Origin of the sequence: Rhodococcus sp. KBW08 (genome assembly GCF_003852455.1) — a bacterium.
GTDB lineage: Bacteria > Actinomycetota > Actinomycetes > Mycobacteriales > Mycobacteriaceae > Rhodococcus_F > Rhodococcus_F baikonurensis.
On the sequence record NZ_QAJJ01000002.1, the window covers coordinates 19,810 to 37,585 of the forward strand.

Sequence of the window (17,776 nt, forward strand, 5' to 3'; positions counted from 1 at the left end):
GAGGAATCGGGGAATCCGCCTCGCCGGTGACCCGAATTCCGATGGCTCCCGACGCGTTCACAAGAGAACGCACGCTGCTACAACCGCTTGCAGGACAATCTCTTTCGTGAACCGAAACGAGAAAAGTGAAGGCTAGTCCATCAGCGTTGCTGCTACGGTTCCGCCCAGTTCATAGCAACCATCGCGGACGGATTTGTCCACGCTCACAGTCACTTCGAGCGGATCCGCCACCGCGACCAATCCGAGCCCGGTGGCGAGCTTGCGCACCGACGACACGGCACCGGCAGTGTCGTTGTTGCCGTGAACCCACAGGCCGTACGGCCGATCCGACACCGCGCCGAGGCATTGGTAGTACGTGGTGTCGAAGAAGTATTTCAGCGCACCCGACATGTAACCGAAGTTTGCGGTGGTACCGAAAAGATAGCCGTCAGCAGCGAGTACGTCGGGCACCGTCGCCACCAACGCCGGCACTACCTTCACCTCCACACCCTCGATCTCGGGATCGCGAGCGCCCGCGAGGACTGCATCCAACAATTCGTGGGTTGTCGGCGAGGGCGAGTGGTGAACCACCAACAAAGTCTTCACACACCTGACAATACGGCGACGGGTGGCGCACCCGTCGCCGTTCACTCCTACGCCGAAACCGTTTCCGCGCTCATCGCCTTGACCAGGTCGTCGGTTCGGGTGACCGAGGCGCAGCGCCCGGCCGCGTACTCGAGTGCACCGACATGCTCGTCGAGGGAGAAGTCGGCCACCGCGTCACCCACGAAGAAGATCTGCACGTCTTGCATGAACCCGTCCAAAGCGGTAGTCAGGCAGCCGATGTGGGCATAGATTCCGGTGATGATCAGCTGGTCACGACCACTCTCACGCAGCCGTTCACGCAGGTCCGTCTTGATGAAGGCGCTGTAGCGCCATTTTGTGAGCATCACGTCGTCCGGATGCGGAGCCAACTCGGCGATCACGTCGGTGTGAGCGGGATCTGCCTTCAGTCCCGGTCCCCAGAAATCCGACAGCAACGCGCGCTCCTCGGGATCCTGATCTCCGGGTTGCGCGGTGTAGACGATCGGGATTCCGGCAGCTCGCGCCGACGAGCGAAGGCGATCGATATTCGGAACCACGGTTCGGAGCGGGTCGACGCTTCGGTCGTACGCGTTCACGAAATACTCCTGCATGTCGTGCAGAAGCAATACCGCGCGGGAAGGATCGAGAGTCCAGTCGACCCGATTCTGCGGAAACTCGGTGGGCATCTCGTATCGGACTGCGGTGGGTAGCGCCATGAAGAATCTCCTCCAAGAAGTGGGGCGAGAACCGATCAACTCGACAGCGTCTGCGCCGCAATCGATTCACTGAGAACACGGCGCAGGGCCGCCTTACTGGTCTTTCCGACGCCGGTGACGGGGAACTCGGTCACGAACTCCACTCGATCCGGCACTTTGTATGCCGCAACGCCTCGGCCTCGTATGTATCGCTTGATCTCGCCGACGGTCGGCGCTTCTCCGGCGACCACCAGGACAGCACACGTTCGCTCGCCCAGGTACTCGTCGGGGACGGCGACGACGGCCGCATCGTGGACAGCAGGATGCGAGAGCAGGTGGTTCTCGATCTCCTCTGCGGCCACCTTCTCACCGCCGCGGTTGATCTGGTCCTTTGCGCGACCCTCGACAATCAGGTGTCCCGTATCGGTGACGCTGACCAGATCGCCGGTGCGATAGAACCCTTCGGCGTCGAAGACCTCGGCATTGTGCGCATCTGCCCGGTAATAGCCACGGATCGTGTACGGCCCCCGAGTCAGTAAGTGCCCCGTGGTTCCGGGCTCGACGGGCGCGCCCTCGTCGTCGACCACACGAACCTCGTCGTCGGGCGAAATAGGCCGGCCCTGCGTACTGACGATCAATTCTGGCGTGTCGTCGAGGCGGGTGTAGTTGACCAGCCCTTCGGCCATCCCGAACACCTGCTGGAGGGTGCAGCCCAGCTCCTCGGGTACGCGCGCAGCAGCTTCGGCGCTGAACTTTGCTCCCCCGACGCCGAGAACCCGCAAGCTCGACAGATCGTGATCTGCCTTGCTGGGGGCAGCCATCCAGGCCAACGCGATCGGTGGAACCAAAGAAGCGTGCGTGACTCGCTCTGATTCGATCAGACCGAAAGCTGTGGACGGCATGGTGTCCGGCGCCAGAACCACGGTGCCACCCGCGTGGAAAACACCCAGGATGCCTGGCGAACTCATCGGAAAATTATGCGCTGCAGGAAGAACCACCAACATGCGCGTCGAGTCGTCGACGCCGCAGATCGGATTCGATGCCCGCACCGAGTAGAGGTAGTCGGCGTGCGTTCGCGGAATCAGCTTCGGAACACCGGTCGTGCCACCGGAAAGCTGAAGAAAGGCGACCGACAACGGATCGACGTCGGCAAGAACGGGAATCTCGTATCCGCGCAGCGAATCGAAACCGACAAACTCTTCGGGGTCACCGGCCACGATCACAACAGGCGGAGTCTCGAGGCCCTCGTTCACCTCACGCGCCAGTGCGCGGTAGTCGAACCCGCCATCACGGTCGGCGACGATATAGGCAGCGACATCAGCGAACTGGCAGAAGTAGCCGATTTCGGTTCGGCGATGCGCCGGCAACCCGAATACCGGCAGGGCGCCGAGCTTCAACACACCGAACAATGCTTCGACGTATTCCACGATGTTCGGTAGCTGCAGAAGCACCCGGTCACCGGGGCGAACACCCAACCCGGACAGGCCTCCGGCCACGGCCGAGCTGCGACGATCGAGCTCGGAATACGTCAGCCGTGTCTGTGTGCCAGCGGCATCGCTGCCGACCACCGCTTCGTTGTCGGGATACCGTGCGGCCGCGGCCGTGATGAATCCGGCCAGCGTCTCGTCAGTCCAATAGCCTCGCTCCCGATAATGCGTCACCAATTCGGGTGGATACTGTGCGACGGGTGCCAAGGGCTCGCGAGCGATCCTCGAGGTCATGCAAGTGACTCCTGTTCGAAAGTACTGTCAGCAACTACGTCTCACGCTTTGAGCGTCGCTCCACCGTCGACGTACAGCGCCTGCATGGTGATGTGGGCCGCCCGGTCGGACAGCAGGAAGTGCACCGAGTCCGCGATATCGTCTGCGGTGGCCAGTTTTCCGAGCGGAATACCCAGGCGATAGCTCGCCAGATTGCCTTCGATGACGGCGTCGGCACCCGAATCGTCGGAAGGGTCCGACCACAATGACCGCTGCATCGCTGTGTCGGTGGATCCCGGAGCGACCACGTTGACACGAATCCCGTCTGCGGCCAACTCCAGTCCAGCGGTTCGAACCAACATGGTGGCGGCAGCTTTCGACGAACCGTAAGCACCCATCCCCATACGTGGGACACCGGCCGCATTCGACGAGACCACCACGATCGCCCCGGCCCGACGGCGACGCATTTCCCGTCCCACACTTTGCAGCACGTTCAGCAATCCGAAGACGTTGACGCCGAATATCTTCTGCCACTGATCTGGATCGGAGTCCAGCACCGACCCGGTGTCGAGAATTCCGGCGACGTGCGCGAGAGCATCGATCCGGCCGAACGTGTCCATCGTGGAGGTCACTGCCGCGTCGACTGCCTGCCGATCGGTCACGTCCACGACGTGACTCGCGACATCGGCGCCGTCGACGATGGTTTCTGCCAATTCCGCAGTTACCCGCTTCAATTCGACGTCGTCACGATCGAGAAGCGCCAGCGAATACCCGTCACGGGCAAGAGTCCGGGCCACTGCGGCGCCGATCCCCGCCCCCGCACCGGTGACCACGGCGATTCTGCGCTCACTCACTACGGGCACAGGACCTGAACCCAGGCATTGATCGTGGGCTCTTCTGCCAACTCCGCGAAGTCGGCATCCGCGCCCGCTCCCCGCCACCGTTCGACGAGCGTCATCAGGCGAACCGAGTCCAGGCCTTCGTCACCCAGGTCCGCGTCGTCGCCGAGTTGTTCTGCCCTCATCGACAGAACCTCGGCGACGTCGCGCACGATCTGGTCACGGTCCACGGTGTTGCTCATCGGTCTCCTCGGGTAGTGGTCGACGCGCTCAGATCGAGCCAACCCATCCTCGTGTCGACCCCGTCCGCACGCCTGACTTTAGGCCAGCCTAACCATAACGGTACGGAAGTACACAACCCGGACGGCCACGGCACAAATTCACCCGAACTAAGGCTAGCCTCAACATAGCAAGTAATCCTGTCGAACTGGAAGGGTGTCCATGTCAGCACTCGCCGAAGTCTCCGAATTCCCGTTGCGCAACAACCGGACTGACGATGAAACGGACTCCGTTTTCCTGCTCTCACGTAGGCAAACGTCGATCCGCACTTCGGGAGTGGTCGAAGAATTCGACTCCGCCTTCGATGCCGCCGAAGCCCTCAAAACCGGGCGGATCGACTCGGTCGTCGGCGCTCTGCCGTTCTCCCCGGAGACGCCGTCCGCCCTCACTGCGCCACTGAGTTTCACTCGGGTCCACGGTGATCTATATCACTCGAACATTCCGACACTCCCCACTTCGCGGGTCGCGGAATTCGAACCGAGCCCGCAGATCCACACCGACAGGGTCCGCGGCGCCGTCACCCGCCTTCGAGCAGGCGAACTCGACAAAGTTGTCCTCGCACGCTCCCTGACCATCGAAGCCGAGTCCACGATCTCCCCCCCCGCCTTGGCAGAGAAGCTGATCGCACTCGACCACGCGCACAACGGCTTCTGCGTCGACCTGTCCCCCGCCGGAGGGAAATACCGCGGGCGTTCGCTGGTCGGCTCGACGCCCGAGGTTCTGATCGAACGGCGAGGCGACGTCGTCACCTGCCACCCGTTGGCGGGCTCGATTGCACGCCACCCGAATTCGGATCAGGACGAGGCGAATGCCGAGCAACTCCGCGCTTCGACCAAAGATCTCGCCGAACACGCGTTTGTCGTCGACTCCATCAGTGCGATACTCGGACCGCTCTGCACATCGTTCACCGCACCCGGTGCGCCGGAACTACTTCGGACACCGCAACTGTGGCACCTCGGGACCAAGATCGAAGGTGTTCTGATCGACCCGAGCGTGACCTCGCTCGAACTGGCAATGGCGCTGCATCCGACTCCTGCCGTCTGCGGAACACCGACGGTCGCCGCACGCGAGCACATCACCGCAACCGAAGCCGATCGTGGGTTCTATGCGGGTGCCGTGGGCTGGTGCGACCGGACCGGAGACGGCGAGTGGATGGTCGCTATTCGTTGCGCCGAGATCGCAGCAGACGGCCTCTCGGCGCGGGCCTACGCCGGCGGCGGCATCGTCGCTACTTCCGATCCGGAAATCGAATTGAGAGAGACCAGTACGAAATTCCGCACGCTACTCAGTGCGTTCGACCTCGCTGAACATCAACTCTGACAGGGCGTCATTTCTTCGAGGTGTTCAGGGCAATCGCGGCGTGAACGAGTGCCTTGAACGCCTTTTCGTCGACGGCTTCACCCTCGTGGAAATCGATCGCCCGCCGCGTATTGCCCTCGAGGCTGGAGTTGAAGAGACCTGAAGCGTCGTCGAGTGATGCGCCTTTGGCAAAAGTCACCTTCACTGCGCTCTTGTAAGTCTCACCGGTACAGATCATTCCGGCGTGGTACCACACCGGAACGCCTCGCCACTTCCATTCCTCCACCACATCCGGATCCACCTCTTTGATCAGAGTTCGTATCCGGGAGAGCATCTCGCCCCGCCAGTCTCCGAGTTCCTCGATTCGCTGGTCGATCAACTGAGACGGGGAATCTGCATCTTGCTTGTCGGACTCACTCTTCGCCATCGCTTCGTCACTTCCTGCTCGTTGTCGCCGATCTCCAGTGAGTCGAGTATCCCCTCCTGCACCTGCATTCACTCGGCGAATCACTGACGCATCACGTCGTCTCGGCATCGGCCGTTTCTTGCAAACTCGGACGAAGTCAGACGGACGTCCAGTATTCTCCGGGTACTAAGTCCCGATTCTTCGGCCCGGAGGTCTGCATCGTGATGTGGAATCGCCCGCTTGCCCATTCAGTCGCTGCGGCTGCCGGCTCGGTTGTTCTCGCCGCCGCGGTCGTGGGCATTCACACTGTTCCAGCGTCGGCGCAACAGACCCCGCGTGTCTTCGACGTACTGTGCACGCCCACTGATGCAGGCCTTTCCGAGCTGTCCGGACTCACGGTCACAACAACCGGGATGTACGCAATCGGCGACAGCGGCTCCGACGACCGGGTCGCCGAACTCGATTCGAACTGCCACGTTCAGCGCTGGATCGACGTGGGCACCCCTCGCGTCGATGTCGAGGATCTCTCGTCGACTCCCGACGGCCACCTGTGGCTGGCAGACATCGGCGACAACAACGCGGTACGAACGTCGATCGGGCTGATCGAACTCGATCCGGCTTCGGGTGCCACCACCTCCTACCCCCTGGCTTATCCGGACGGGGCCCATGACGCCGAGGCAGTGCTGATCCAGAGCGACGGGCTTCCCGTGATCGTCACCAAGGACTACCTAGGCGCAAGCGCGGTCTATACAACCGCTGAGCGACAGCACGTTCAGGATCTGAGTACGGCGCCGCCGACCATGTTGGCCAAGGTAGGTCAGCTCAGATTCACTCCCACCCTCACTTCCGGTGGACCGATCCCCCACGCCGGAACCATGGCTGTCACCGGCGGCGCCGTGAGCAAAGACGGCACGGTGGTAGCACTGCGCACGTACACCGACGTCTATCTCTACACAGCCCCCGACGGTGATGTCGTGAAAGCCTTGACCACCAAGCCGATTCGTGTGCCTCTTCCGGACGAGCCACAGGGTGAGGCGATCGCGTTCGACGCGGCCGGTGATCTGATCAGTGGCTCCGAGGCATACCAAGGGCCGCTGCCTCCGCTCCGAATTCTCCGAAGCGCCAGTGACATCGCGCTCTCGGGCGGGACGACAAGCTCTCTCGGGTCGTAGTCGATTCACGTCCCGGGAAAGCGGACAGGCGCCGCTATCATGGCCGAGTGAACAAACAACTTCGAGCGACAGTGGCGATCTCGGCAGTTCTCGCGCTGGCTTCGTGCGCGAATTCCCTCGAAGGAACACCTCAACCGGATGCGTTTGTTCCGAGCGTCGACAATCCGGATCCGTCCCGAGCCATCGACGGAGTTGTCACGGTCGACTACCCAGCAGCCCAACACGTACGGCCGAACGAACGTGTGGCATACACACATTCACCGCCCTTCGGCGGTCGCCATGACTCGGTCTGGGCAAACTGCACCGGAGTTGTCTATCCGCAAGCCATTCGGACCGAAAATGCGGTCCATTCCCTCGAGCACGGGGCCGTGTGGATCACGTACAACCCCGACCTCGTCTCGAGCGAGGATCAGGCTCGCTTGGCGCAGCGAGTCGAAGGTATGAGCTACACGTTGATGTCGCCGTATCCGACCCTGGATTCGCCGATCTCACTGCAGTCTTGGGGCCGTCAACTCAAGCTCGACAATGCCGCGGACGCTCGCATCGACCAATTCGTCTCGGCTTTGCGGGTCAACCCGAACACGTATCCCGAAGTGGGCGCGACGTGTTCGGTGCCGGTGACGAGTTTCGACCCGAACAACCCGCCGCCATTCGACCCCACCGCTCCGGATCCGTCTTCTCCCACAACGGTTCCCGAGCGGTAGCGTCTCAGCGGCCCCCTCGCCGCAGCAGAGATACCTACTTGCCTCGAGAACGGCGTTCCAGTTCCACTGCCCGGCGCATGGTTTCCCGAGCCCGGCTTCGGTCACCGGCGTAGTCGTAGGCGCGAGCGAGTCGGAAGTTCTGCTTCCAGTTGTCCGGGTCCGCTTCCCAGTCGACCTTGATCTGGGCGAACAACTCGTCGGCCGCCGCTCGCTCGATCCGGCCCGAAGGCAGCTTCGGAAGCGCAGACGCGTCGACGGCGAGGCCCTCGTCGTGAATCTGCTGCGCGAGACGCTGGTGCGTGAAGCCGGCACGGAGCGTGGCGATGACGAGCCACAGCCCGAGGAAAGGCAGGATCAGCACTCCGATCCCGAGACCGATTGCGGCGCCACCGCCGTCCTGGATGAGCTGGATTCCGCGCTGGCCGAGCAGCACGAAGTACACCGCGAGCGCGATACAGATCGCAACGATCAGCGCGAGAGTGCGGGTGGTCTTGTTCATAGATCGAGGAAGGAATCGATACCGACCGTCAGGCCCGGACGCGAACCGATCTGGCGGACTCCGAGCAGAACGCCCGGCGCGAACGAATTCCGGTCGATCGAGTCGTGGCGAATCGTGAGCGTCTCGCCCTGCGTTCCGAGAATCACTTCCTGATGCGCAACCAGTCCGGCCATCCGCACAGAGTGAACCCGGACGCCGTCGACGTCAGCTCCACGTGCGCCCTCGAGCTCGGTCGTGGTGGCGTCCGGACTGCGTCCGACGCCCGCTTCGGCGCGAGCCTCGGCGATCATGGCGGCCGTTCGGTACGCGGTACCCGAGGGGGCATCGGCCTTGTTGGGATGGTGGAGTTCGATGACCTCGACAGAATCGAAGAAGCGTGCCGCAGCAGCGGAGAAGCGCATCAACAACACGGCACCGATAGCGAAGTTGGGCGCGATGAGAACACCCGTTGCCGGCTGGGCGTCGAGCCAGGCCTGCACCGTCGCAAGCCTGGACTCGTCGAAACCGGTGGTGCCGATCACGGCGTGAATTCCGTTGGCCACGAGGAATTCCAGATTTCCCATGACGACGTCGGGGTGGGTGAAATCGACCACTACCTGAGTGCGGGTGTCGACAAACGTCTCGATGCGATCTCCGGTGTCGACCTGAGCGACAAGTTCCAGATCGGGAGCAGCTTCCACTGCCTCGCAGATCGCTCGACCGACCTTGCCCTTGGCTCCCAGAACCCCGACCCTGATGGGTGCTGCACTCACGTCTTCCACGCTCCGTCCGATCCATTGTTTGAGGTGAAGCCTACGCAATCGCGCAGATGCGCTCACCATCAGTCGGGCAGGAGTTATGTCACCACTGGCACACTGGACGTAGTGAGCAACCGTCCGCAAGTCCGCGAAACCGGCAACCTTCGACCACTCGAGTTGGCAACGGGTGCCGTCATGGCCGGATTCACGGTCGCGTTGTCCGTCATTGCCACGGTCATCCCCATGGCCAGCGCCCTCAACCTCGTGGCAGCGGTTCCGATGGGAATTGTCGCCCAGCGCTTCCGAGTCCGCGCCGTGATGACGGCCGGTGTCTCGGCTACTGCGGTCGCCTTCGTCGCGGCGGGTTCAGGATCTGCGGCGGCGGTCGCGCTGAGCGCTCTCCTCGGCGGAATCATCGGTACCGTCAAGCGGCGCGGTCTCGGCTTCGTCTCCGCGTTGCTCTCGTCATGTGTCATCGGGCCCGCGCTGGCGTTGTTCTCCATAGTCCTGTTGCTTGTTCTCGCGCCCCTGCGCACCTTGTTGCTGACCTCGCTCGAGAACACCGCGCTGGGTGTGGCCGCAATCTTGAAGCGCGCCCCCACGCTGGTCGGGGCAGCCGAATGGATCGAGAACAGCATCGGCTCGATCATCGGCTACTGGTGGTTGTGGATCGGCGTGTCCATCATCTCCGGAATCGTCCTCAGTACCGTCGTCTCCTATTTCGTCCTCGGTGCCGTCCTCGACCGATTGGCGGCGCTCCCCTCGTCCGATCCACTCGAGACGACACCCGACGACCGTCCGATCGATCCGTTACCGGTCACTTTCGATCACGTGGGCTTCACCTATCCGGGTGCATCGACGCCGGCCCTCGTCGACGTCAACTTCACGGTGCGACGAGGAGAGTTCGTCACCGTCGTCGGCCACAACGGCTCGGGCAAGTCCACACTCACTCGGTTGCTCGCCGGTCGCGCGCCGACTGTCGGGACCCTGACGAGACCCGGTTCCGCCGGTCTGGGCCGACACGGCGGAACCGCCGTTGTCCTCCAACGTCCCGAGAGCCAGATCCTCGGAACCCGGGTCGCCGATGACGTCGTCTGGGGGCTTCCCCCCGAGTCACATCCCGACGTCGATGCGCTGCTGGCCGAAGTGGGACTCGCCGGAATGGGCATGCGCGAGACGTCGGGGCTGTCCGGCGGCGAGATGCAACGCCTGGCGGTTGCCGCGGCTCTGGCCCGGCGCCCCGCGCTGCTGATCGCCGACGAAGCCACCGCGATGGTCGATCAGGCGGGCAGGGAGGAATTGGTCGCGCTCCTCGCCGAACTGCCACGCCGCCATCCCATGGCCGTGGTACTCGTCACCCACCACCACGCCGATACGCGTGCCGCAGATCGGGTGATCCAACTCCAGCGTGGAAGGCAGATCGATCACCAACCCGGCTGGATGACGTCGACGTTCGCGGGTCCTCCATCTGCACCGTGGCCGACCAGCACACGTGCTGTACTCCAACTCACCGATGTCACCCACACGTACAGCGACCGGACTCCGTGGTCGCGACGCGCACTGTCGGACGTGAATCTGACCATCGGCGACGGGGAGGGACTCCTGGTCCTGGGCGGCAACGGTTCCGGTAAGTCGACTCTGGCCTGGATCATGGCGGGCTTGATCACGCCGAGCAAGGGAACCGCAGTCTTCGACGGCAAACCCGTCTCACGCCAACTCGGCACCGTCGGCCTCACGTTCCAACATTCGCGGTTGCAGTTGCAGCGTCGAACCGTCGCCGAAGACATCGAGGCAGCCGGCGGTCCGGAGATCGGATCCGTACAAGTCTCGTGGGCACTCGACGCCGTCGGACTCGATCGTCACATCGCAGGTCGGAGCATCGACGAGTTGAGCGGCGGACAGATGCGACGCGTCGTGCTGGCCGGTCTCCTCGTCCGCCAACCCCGCGTACTCATCCTCGACGAACCCCTGGCCGGTCTCGATCCACCCGGCCGACACGAAATCCTGAACGTGCTCAGGTGGATTCGTCGGAACGGAACCGCAGTAGTCGTCATCTCGCATGACGTCGACGGCATGGACGCCGTGTGCAGCAGAACAATTCGACTGTCGCAGGGTCGCATCCTCGACCCTGCCGCCAGCAGCGCTTTGGAAGGATCGACGACGTGACAACACTTCTGCGCGAAGTCCCGACTTCATCGCCGATCCACCGATTGTGGGCCGGAACGAAGATCGTTGCGGTGGTACTCGTCAGCATCGTGGTCGTCGCCGCGCCGTCCTGGCCGGCGATCGGCGTCGTACTCGGATTGTTGTTGCTGACCGCGGTAATCGGACGCATCCCCCCGACTGCAGTTCCTCGACCTCCGTGGTGGTTGTGGGCGCTGATCCTGCTCGGTGCGTTGATCAACCTTCCGATCGGCCTCGACGCAGTGTTCCTCTACCTGCAAGCTGTGACGTTCGGTCTCGTATTGCTCTGCGTCTCACTGATGTTGGCGTGGACGACGTCGATGAGCGATGTGGCCCCCGCCTTGGCGACGCTGGGCCGACCACTTCGATTCTTCAAGATTCCCGTGGATGAGTGGGCAATCGCGACGGCCCTGTGTATTCGTTCGCTTCCGCTGTTGATCGACGAGATGCTCACCCTCGTTGCAGCGCGGCGACTGCGCCCGAAAGCTGTGGTGAACAGCGCGGCCGACAATTCGATAGTCGACCTGATCACCACAACCATGTCGGTGGCAATTCGGCGATCTGCCGAAATGGGCGAAGCAATCTCCGCTCGCGGGGGCACCGGATTGATCGCGGCATACCCCAAGCGCCCTCAGCTGGCCGACCTGTTCGCCCTGGTCGTCGTCATCGCAGCGTGCGCGAGCGCGGTCGCTTTGACGATAATTCTCCGCTGACCGGGTCACCCGTCACCGAACGGACTGGGCGATGATCGCCGAACCCATCCAGCGTCGCAGGTATCGCCGCAGTTCCTCGTCGCTCCGCTTCGGGTCGCCGGGCGCGAGGAAAAACGACTGCATCGTCCGCAGGACGTATTCGACCAGTTCCTGAAGTGACGCGTCGTCGTAGCCGTAACGCACCCAGTCCACGTCGAAACGGGTGATCATCGCCATTCCGAAGGCTTGCGCCTCCTGAGAGGTCAGACCTTCCGGGTGCACACTCGAATTCGTGCTTGTGAGCAGAATGCCGAGATGCGGCGTTCGGTGGACCTGGGTCAGTGTGTAGACAACACCCTCGGTCATCGCCTCGACGGGATCTTCGATGCCGCTCACGTGTGTGGCGAGTCGATCGAGGTAGCCGTCGACCGACGCGATCGCAGCTGCCCGCATCAGAGCGTCGGCGCTGGGGAAGTATCGGTACACGGTCTGACGGATCACGCCGAGTGACTCCGCGACGTCGCCGATACTGATTTCCGAACTCGTTCGTCCGATCAGCTCGACAGCGGCCTCGACAATTCGACGAGACGCATCTTCGTCACTGTCCGGTGGATTGCCGCCCCACCCACGCCTTCGTGCCACTGCCCACTTCCTCGCTCGAACGAGGCTCGAACCATGTCTTTGCGCTCGAAGTCCAAGAGCCACAGGCTAACACAAGCAGGTTTTGCATCTGCGGCCCTCGAATGCACTCTCGTCGTCGAAAGTGAACATACAACTGCACACGAATATGTATGATCACTGCCACACGTGGCTTTCAGTGCCAGAGCGGCCACCTGACCAGCCCCTCCGAAAGACGAGGTTCGACAAGTGACCAACCTTCAGCCCCGAAAGATGGATTTCGGATTCGAGGATCATGACGTTCCCTTCCTGTGGAACCCGGAGAATCCGGCTTGGTCGAGCATGTCCAACGCGGTCTCGTTCCTGGCCATCGGTTTCGAGAAGATGATCGTGAAGATGATCATGCAGACCAAGTCGCGGATCAGCGATCCGGAGGTCGCCGAGGAAGCCGTGGCATTCATGCGTCAAGAAGGCCACCACTCGACCGCCCACCGCCAACATGTGAAGGCTCTGATCAGGCGTTACCCCGGACTGCAGAACACGCTCGACGCCGTGATCGGTGAATTCGATCTGCTGACCGAGGCGACCTCGCTGAACTACCGGCTCGCGTACACCGCTGATCTGGAGGCGACTTTCACACCGGTGTTCAAGCTGATGCTCGACAACGAGGCGACCTTGTTCCGTCCGGGAGACGATCGCGTCGCGTCGCTGTTCATCTGGCACTTCGTCGAGGAGGTCGAGCATCGCAGCTCGGCACTGATCATCTTCAATTCCGTTGTCGGAAGCGAGCTTTACCGAATGCGGATGGCGCCGTCGATCTTCGCGCACGTGATGAAGGTGATTCGCATCGCCTGTGCAGGGTTCAACCAGCACGTTCCGCTCTCCGAACGGCAAGTCGACTCGCTGTCGATGTTCGCCATGCACCGCACCAAGCAGAAGATTCTGACGTCATTTGCGCCCTACCTGACCAAGGGCACCATGCCCCGTGCCTTCGATCACCTGCAACTCGGCGAACAACTCGTCGCACTCGGCGGTGTCTTCCGCAGCCAGATGCCCAATCACAACCCGGACCACGAGAAGCTCCCCGCATTGGCCGACCAGTGGTTCAAGCGTTACGACGACGGCTACGACTGCACACGCTGGTACACCGCCGAATCTCAGGCACAGGCCGAGTCGATCACGTCAGGGGCCAACTGATGGCAGAGCACTGCTCCCCCACATTCGCGCAGCTCGCAACAGAACTCGGTTTCTCCTGCCAGGAAGCAGGTGGACTCGTCGAGTTCCGTAACCCGGCGGCGCTCGAGAACTGGACCCTGCCCGTCCTCGAATGGACGATCATCGTCGGTTCGGTGCTCGCACTGGTTTTGGCGATCGTGCGACTGCGCCGCAACGGTGACCCCACCAACTTGGTTCTCTGGTTCGGCGCCACCGCCTACCTGTTCATCATCGAGCCCCCGCTGTACTTCCCGGCGGCATTCGGCATCGAAGAACAAGTGGACACGATGTTCGCGCACAACGTGTTCACCGTCGACTTCATGTGGGGTCGACTGCCGCTGTACATCATTGCCATCTACCCGCTCATGGCGACACTGGCCTTCGAAATAGTCAGAATGCTCGGCGTTTTCCGCAAGTACGGTCCACTACTGGGCGCAGTCTGCGTCGGCTTCGTCCACCATGCGTTCTACGAAATCTTCGACCATCTGGGACCCCAGTTGCGATGGTGGGAGTGGTCGACGTCGAACCCGATCAACCAACCCATGTTCGACGCGGTTCCACTTCCCAGCGTGGTCGTCTTCGCCGCGCTGTGGCCCATGTCGTTGGCATTCTGCGTCCAGTACTTCGTCGGACGGCACGTTGACGCCGGCAAGCACTTCTCCGGACTTCAGTTGGTGTGGCGCACCATCGTCATCGGCCTTCTGGCCTCGCTGGGCACGTTCATTCTCCCGCTCCCGGCGACGGTCTTCGGGATGGGTAGCGACACCGTTCGTGGGTTCCTCTACGCGGCGGAACTCGCCGTCCTCACAATGGTCGCGATCGTGGTTCTCGTCCGGCAATGGCGAGACTTGCGCTCGGCTGAATCGAACACTTCTGCACACACCAACAGATTCGTACAGGTCTACAGCGTGGTGTACCTGGTTGTCATGGCCGTACTGTGGGCGAGTGCGCTTCCCGACTTCTTCGACGCGGTCGACGGTTCCACCAGCGCTGGGGATCCCATCGGAAATCTCTGGTACACACTGGCGTGCTTCGTCATCGCAATCCTGTGTGTGAGCGCAACTTTCACAATTCCGAAGAGGAACTCCGTCGTCGACGACGCTGAACTTCTCGGGGCACACTCAACGACCCCGGCTACCTAGGTCGACCGGGACGAGACCCCTCGGGTCTCGTCCCGATTTCCCGATTTCCCAGGGTCACGGGGTCACGGCGTCCCAGGGTCACGGTGTCCCAGGGTCACGGGACGCGGTGAGTCCACGCTTCGGTGCTGAACTTCGTGTCCACCAGCTTGCGCGCCTGCTCCAACTCCGAGTCCGTGTAATCGCTGTCACGGGTGTCGTATTGGCCTCGGAAGTGCTGCGCAAACGACTCCAGGATGGCCGCGCGTGTCATTCCGGTCTGCGAACGCAACGGATCGACACGTTTGGCCGCACTCTTGGTTCCCTTGTCCGACATCTTCTCTCGTCCGATTCGCAGCACCTGCGTCATTTTCTCCGCGTCGATGTCGTAGGCCATGGTCACGTGATGGAGCACAGTGCCGGACGCGAATCGCTTCTGAGCAGCGCCGGCGATCTTGCCCTTGTCCGAGGCGATGTCGTTGAGCGGCACGTAGCGAGCGTTGATACCGACCTCGGCAAGCGCTCCCATCACCCACTGATCGAGAAATGCGTAGGACTGCTCGAAATTCAAACCTTCGACCAACGACGCCGGTACGGCCAACGAGTACGTGATGCAGTTGCCCGGTTCCATGAACATCGCGCCGCCACCGGAGATTCGGCGCACCACGCCGATGCCGTGCCGCGCTGCCGCCTCGGAGTCGACCTCGTTACGCACCGACTGGAACGATCCGATCACGACCAGGGGCGAGTCCCAGTCCCAGAATCGCAGCGTCGGCGGACGCTCACCCGATGCCACCTCACGCGCGATGACCTCGTCCAGCGCGACGTGCATCGCGGGATCGAGAACCACCGGCGGGATGAGGTCGAACGTGTGATCCGCCCAACTCGTGGCGTGACCGAGTGCGCGCCGGATCGCAATGCCGACCGACTGGGGCGTGAAGCCGATCATCGAGACGGACTCGTCGAGCGCAGCGGAGATGGCTTGCGCCAACTGTTCTGCATCCGAGTCGGCGGGCATTCCGCGCAACGCTGCGTTGATGTCGTCGAGCGCGCTGTCTGGCTCGAGGAAGAAGTCCCCCGAGACTGCGACGTCGGCTAGTCGACCATCCGCCACCTCGACGTCGACCGCGACCAGTTTTCCACCAGGAACCTTGTACTCTCCACGCATTCGTCCAGCCTATCCCTGCGGGATTCTTTGCGGTGAGCGCCGTCGAAGATCACACCGCGTGCGCAGTGCGCATCTCTTCGGCCGGCAAGGTGATCAGGCTCTCACCGCTGTAAGTCACTGTGGGGCTGCACAATCGCGGCTACGGGACTGCACGCGTCAGACCCCGGCCATATGGTCGAGCAACGGCCATACTTCTGCCGACAGGCGAGATGATCTCTGGGGTGGGAGGATTGCCGCAACGAGCCAACTCGCTGGCGAGTCACAACGGAGGTAGACATGAAGGTCCCGGCGTTCCACTCGACGGTTCCTTCGGATCTCGACGTCTATCACGACAACGAAAGCTGTATCTTGGCCGCTCGCATCGCAGTGGCCCATCGAGCCCCCGGGGTCGACGGCCGACCGTGGTGCACTGCCTGCGCATCGTTGGACTGACGAGCGACTTCCAGCTCACTCACACCCACGTCGCCGATTCGGGGACAACTCCATTGGCCAGAGCGTTCGCATCGATGACGGCGTGGAGCCACGCAGCCAGACCGGTCTCGACCTGGTCGAAAAACTCGGAGAAGCCCGGATCGGCAACGTACATCCGCCCCAGGCACACCTGCATCGAAAGTGTGCAGTCGAAGTAGACGCCGATAGACGCTCGGTGCCGTTCTGCCAGCGAATTCGCCTCGTCGCTTCCCGGTTCGACACCGGAGTGGCACGCCGACGCCAGATCGTCGTTGAGCGTCTCGACGCCGTCGGCGATCTTCTGCCAATCCTCAGCGGTCCTACCCGCCGACCGTTCCGCGTGCTGCGCCCACTGCGCGCTGTCGCCCCAACGCTCGTGCGCCTCGGGCCCCCATGACGGCTGCCAGTGCCGGCCGAAGATCGAGACCTGTTCGTCTGCCGGCAACAGCACGCCCGACCTCCTGGCATCGATGATGCGATCCAAGGACTCGCCCAGTGCCTCCAAGTCGGCGATCCGTTGCCGCAATTCGGCGCGCTGCCCACGCAGCGTCTCGTCCACGTGGAGTGCGGGCGCTTCGAGCAATACCCCGATCTCGTCGAGCGACAAGCCCACGTCACGGTAGACAAGCACCCGGCCGATGCGGCCGAGGTCCGCGTCGGTGTACTGCCGGTAGCCTCCGTCGCTGCGACCGGACGGGCACACCAAACCGATTGCGTCCCAATGATGAAGGGTACGTACGGTTACGCCCAGTCGTGATGCGGCTGCACCGACAGTCAGAGCACTGTCTGCGTCGTCTCCGAAGAGTTGGTCCGTCACGGCATCCAGTTTGACAGACGCGGTGCGGGAGGCCACGGCGTCAGACCGCCGCTCAGTCGCCTGGTCCGTCAATTCCCATACCTCGCAGATACTCTGCCTCGGCACTGTTCGGGTCGTACGGACGAGCGGCAGTCATGATCACATGTGCATTCTCCGGTGTCACAATTTCCAACTCGAGGGAATTCCACGGCTTCACGTGCGGTCCGCTGGTGCATCCGGCCCGCAATTCCTCGCACGCATTTGCTATCTGGCCAATCTGGCTCAGCACACACGCAAAGCTCACGCTGACGGACGGTGGCGAATCTGCTCGCTCACCGGGTACGAGCAAGACGTCCTGAAATGCCCAGCGTCGCAGGTGCGTCAGTCGATCAGGCACCGAAACTAGGTCGAAGAAGCCGAGTCCGCGGATCCAGAAGTCGACCGATTCGGCCAGATCCGAAGTAGGAATCGAGACGAACATCGGCATTCCGTAGAGACCTCGGAACTGTTCCGGAGGCACAGCATCGGTTGTAGGAACAGGGACGGGGCTGATGTCGAATGCTGGGTAGGTGTCGGTCATGAAGTCATCGTGAGCCCTCACGCTACGTCAGGGTCAAATCGCGTGAACTCGGATCGAACCA

General features: G+C 62.5%; 20 protein-coding genes. 8 read left to right on the forward strand and 12 right to left on the reverse strand.

Going from position 1 to position 17,776, the window contains the following annotated elements; translation table 11 throughout:
- Nucleotides 1–132 precede the first annotated feature (132 nt).
- The 5 genes from DBV08_RS00410 to DBV08_RS00430 are packed head-to-tail and all read right to left on the reverse strand — an operon-like array spanning nt 133 to nt 4,040.
- A complete protein-coding gene (locus DBV08_RS00410) occupies nt 133–585 on the reverse strand; it encodes a flavodoxin family protein (RefSeq protein ID WP_124566204.1) in 453 nt (150 codons plus the stop codon).
- A gap of 47 nt (nt 586–632) precedes the next feature.
- Nucleotides 633–1,280 (reverse strand): isochorismatase family protein, encoded by a 648-nt coding sequence (locus DBV08_RS00415; protein ID WP_124566205.1) that lies wholly within the window; start codon nt 1,278–1,280, stop codon nt 633–635.
- 35 nt (nt 1,281–1,315) lie between these two features.
- Nucleotides 1,316–2,980 (reverse strand): (2,3-dihydroxybenzoyl)adenylate synthase, encoded by a 1,665-nt coding sequence (locus DBV08_RS00420; RefSeq protein ID WP_124566206.1) that lies wholly within the window; start codon nt 2,978–2,980, stop codon nt 1,316–1,318.
- A 41-nt stretch (nt 2,981–3,021) separates the two neighbouring features.
- Nucleotides 3,022–3,822, reverse strand: a complete 801-nt coding sequence (locus DBV08_RS00425; RefSeq protein WP_124566207.1) for a 2,3-dihydro-2,3-dihydroxybenzoate dehydrogenase — start codon at nt 3,820–3,822, stop codon at nt 3,022–3,024.
- Entirely contained in the window at nt 3,813–4,040 is a 228-nt protein-coding gene (locus tag DBV08_RS00430; protein WP_124566208.1) for a phosphopantetheine-binding protein, read from the reverse strand. The genes DBV08_RS00425 and DBV08_RS00430 overlap by 10 nt, the downstream gene beginning before the upstream one ends.
- 199 nt (nt 4,041–4,239) lie before the next feature.
- On the opposite strand from DBV08_RS00430, the gene DBV08_RS00435 reads away from it, so the two are divergent.
- Nucleotides 4,240–5,397, forward strand: coding sequence for an isochorismate synthase MenF (locus tag DBV08_RS00435; RefSeq protein WP_124566209.1), 1,158 nt, complete (start codon nt 4,240–4,242; stop codon nt 5,395–5,397).
- A 7-nt stretch (nt 5,398–5,404) separates the two neighbouring features.
- Here the strand turns inward: DBV08_RS00435 and DBV08_RS00440 are convergent, their stop codons facing one another.
- Nucleotides 5,405–5,803 (reverse strand): DUF1801 domain-containing protein, encoded by a 399-nt coding sequence (locus DBV08_RS00440; RefSeq protein WP_124566210.1) that lies wholly within the window; start codon nt 5,801–5,803, stop codon nt 5,405–5,407.
- Between the two features lie 203 nt (nt 5,804–6,006).
- Between DBV08_RS00440 and DBV08_RS00445 the strand changes: the two genes are divergently transcribed.
- Nucleotides 6,007–6,954, forward strand: a complete 948-nt coding sequence (locus DBV08_RS00445) for a hypothetical protein (RefSeq protein ID WP_260395277.1) — start codon at nt 6,007–6,009, stop codon at nt 6,952–6,954.
- A 47-nt stretch (nt 6,955–7,001) separates the two neighbouring features.
- Nucleotides 7,002–7,658, forward strand: coding sequence for a DUF3105 domain-containing protein (locus tag DBV08_RS00450; protein ID WP_124566212.1), 657 nt, complete (start codon nt 7,002–7,004; stop codon nt 7,656–7,658).
- Nucleotides 7,659–7,692: 34 nt separating this feature from the next.
- On the opposite strand, the gene DBV08_RS00455 is transcribed toward DBV08_RS00450, so the two are convergent.
- Together DBV08_RS00455 and dapB are read right to left on the reverse strand one after the other, a co-directional pair.
- Nucleotides 7,693–8,157, reverse strand: coding sequence for a hypothetical protein (locus tag DBV08_RS00455; RefSeq protein WP_046378448.1), 465 nt, complete (start codon nt 8,155–8,157; stop codon nt 7,693–7,695).
- Nucleotides 8,154–8,918, reverse strand: a complete 765-nt coding sequence (gene dapB / locus DBV08_RS00460; RefSeq protein WP_124566213.1) for a 4-hydroxy-tetrahydrodipicolinate reductase — start codon at nt 8,916–8,918, stop codon at nt 8,154–8,156. The genes DBV08_RS00455 and dapB overlap by 4 nt, the downstream gene beginning before the upstream one ends.
- Nucleotides 8,919–9,020: 102 nt before the next feature.
- Here dapB and DBV08_RS00465 point away from each other — a divergent pair, with 102 nt between their 5' ends.
- The gene (locus DBV08_RS00465) at nt 9,021–11,060 is read left to right on the forward strand and encodes an ATP-binding cassette domain-containing protein (protein ID WP_124566214.1); all 2,040 of its coding nucleotides are present in this window, start codon (nt 9,021–9,023) and stop codon (nt 11,058–11,060) included.
- The gene (locus tag DBV08_RS00470; protein ID WP_095970616.1) at nt 11,057–11,791 is read left to right on the forward strand and encodes an energy-coupling factor transporter transmembrane protein EcfT; all 735 of its coding nucleotides are present in this window, start codon (nt 11,057–11,059) and stop codon (nt 11,789–11,791) included. The genes DBV08_RS00465 and DBV08_RS00470 overlap by 4 nt, the downstream gene beginning before the upstream one ends.
- Nucleotides 11,792–11,803: 12 nt before the next feature.
- Here the strand turns inward: DBV08_RS00470 and DBV08_RS00475 are convergent, their stop codons facing one another.
- The gene (locus DBV08_RS00475) at nt 11,804–12,412 is read right to left on the reverse strand and encodes a TetR/AcrR family transcriptional regulator (RefSeq protein ID WP_124566215.1); all 609 of its coding nucleotides are present in this window, start codon (nt 12,410–12,412) and stop codon (nt 11,804–11,806) included.
- Nucleotides 12,413–12,637: 225 nt separating this feature from the next.
- Here DBV08_RS00475 and DBV08_RS00480 point away from each other — a divergent pair, with 225 nt between their 5' ends.
- Nucleotides 12,638–13,585 carry a metal-dependent hydrolase gene (locus DBV08_RS00480; protein WP_095970618.1) on the forward strand — a complete coding sequence of 316 codons (948 nt, stop codon included), beginning with the start codon at nt 12,638–12,640 and terminating at the stop codon, nt 13,583–13,585.
- Entirely contained in the window at nt 13,585–14,745 is a 1,161-nt protein-coding gene (locus tag DBV08_RS00485) for a hypothetical protein (RefSeq protein WP_124566216.1), read from the forward strand. Before DBV08_RS00480 ends, DBV08_RS00485 begins: the two co-directional genes overlap by 1 nt.
- 94 nt (nt 14,746–14,839) lie before the next feature.
- Here DBV08_RS00485 and DBV08_RS00490 read toward each other — a convergent pair whose 3' ends face one another.
- Nucleotides 14,840–15,889: a biotin/lipoate A/B protein ligase family protein gene (locus tag DBV08_RS00490; RefSeq protein ID WP_124566217.1), complete on the reverse strand. Its 1,050-nt coding sequence runs from the start codon at nt 15,887–15,889 to the stop codon at nt 14,840–14,842.
- A gap of 276 nt (nt 15,890–16,165) precedes the next feature.
- Between DBV08_RS00490 and DBV08_RS32180 the strand changes: the two genes are divergently transcribed.
- Nucleotides 16,166–16,321 (forward strand): hypothetical protein, encoded by a 156-nt coding sequence (locus DBV08_RS32180; RefSeq protein ID WP_172436565.1) that lies wholly within the window; start codon nt 16,166–16,168, stop codon nt 16,319–16,321.
- Nucleotides 16,322–16,340: 19 nt separating this feature from the next.
- Here the strand turns inward: DBV08_RS32180 and DBV08_RS00495 are convergent, their stop codons facing one another.
- Nucleotides 16,341–17,156 carry a MerR family transcriptional regulator gene (locus DBV08_RS00495; protein WP_185564380.1) on the reverse strand — a complete coding sequence of 272 codons (816 nt, stop codon included), beginning with the start codon at nt 17,154–17,156 and terminating at the stop codon, nt 16,341–16,343.
- A gap of 52 nt (nt 17,157–17,208) precedes the next feature.
- Complete coding sequence (locus DBV08_RS00500; RefSeq protein ID WP_124566219.1) at nt 17,209–17,715, reverse strand: VOC family protein; 507 nt, start codon at nt 17,713–17,715, stop codon at nt 17,209–17,211.
- Between the last annotated feature and the right edge of the window lie 61 nt (nt 17,716–17,776).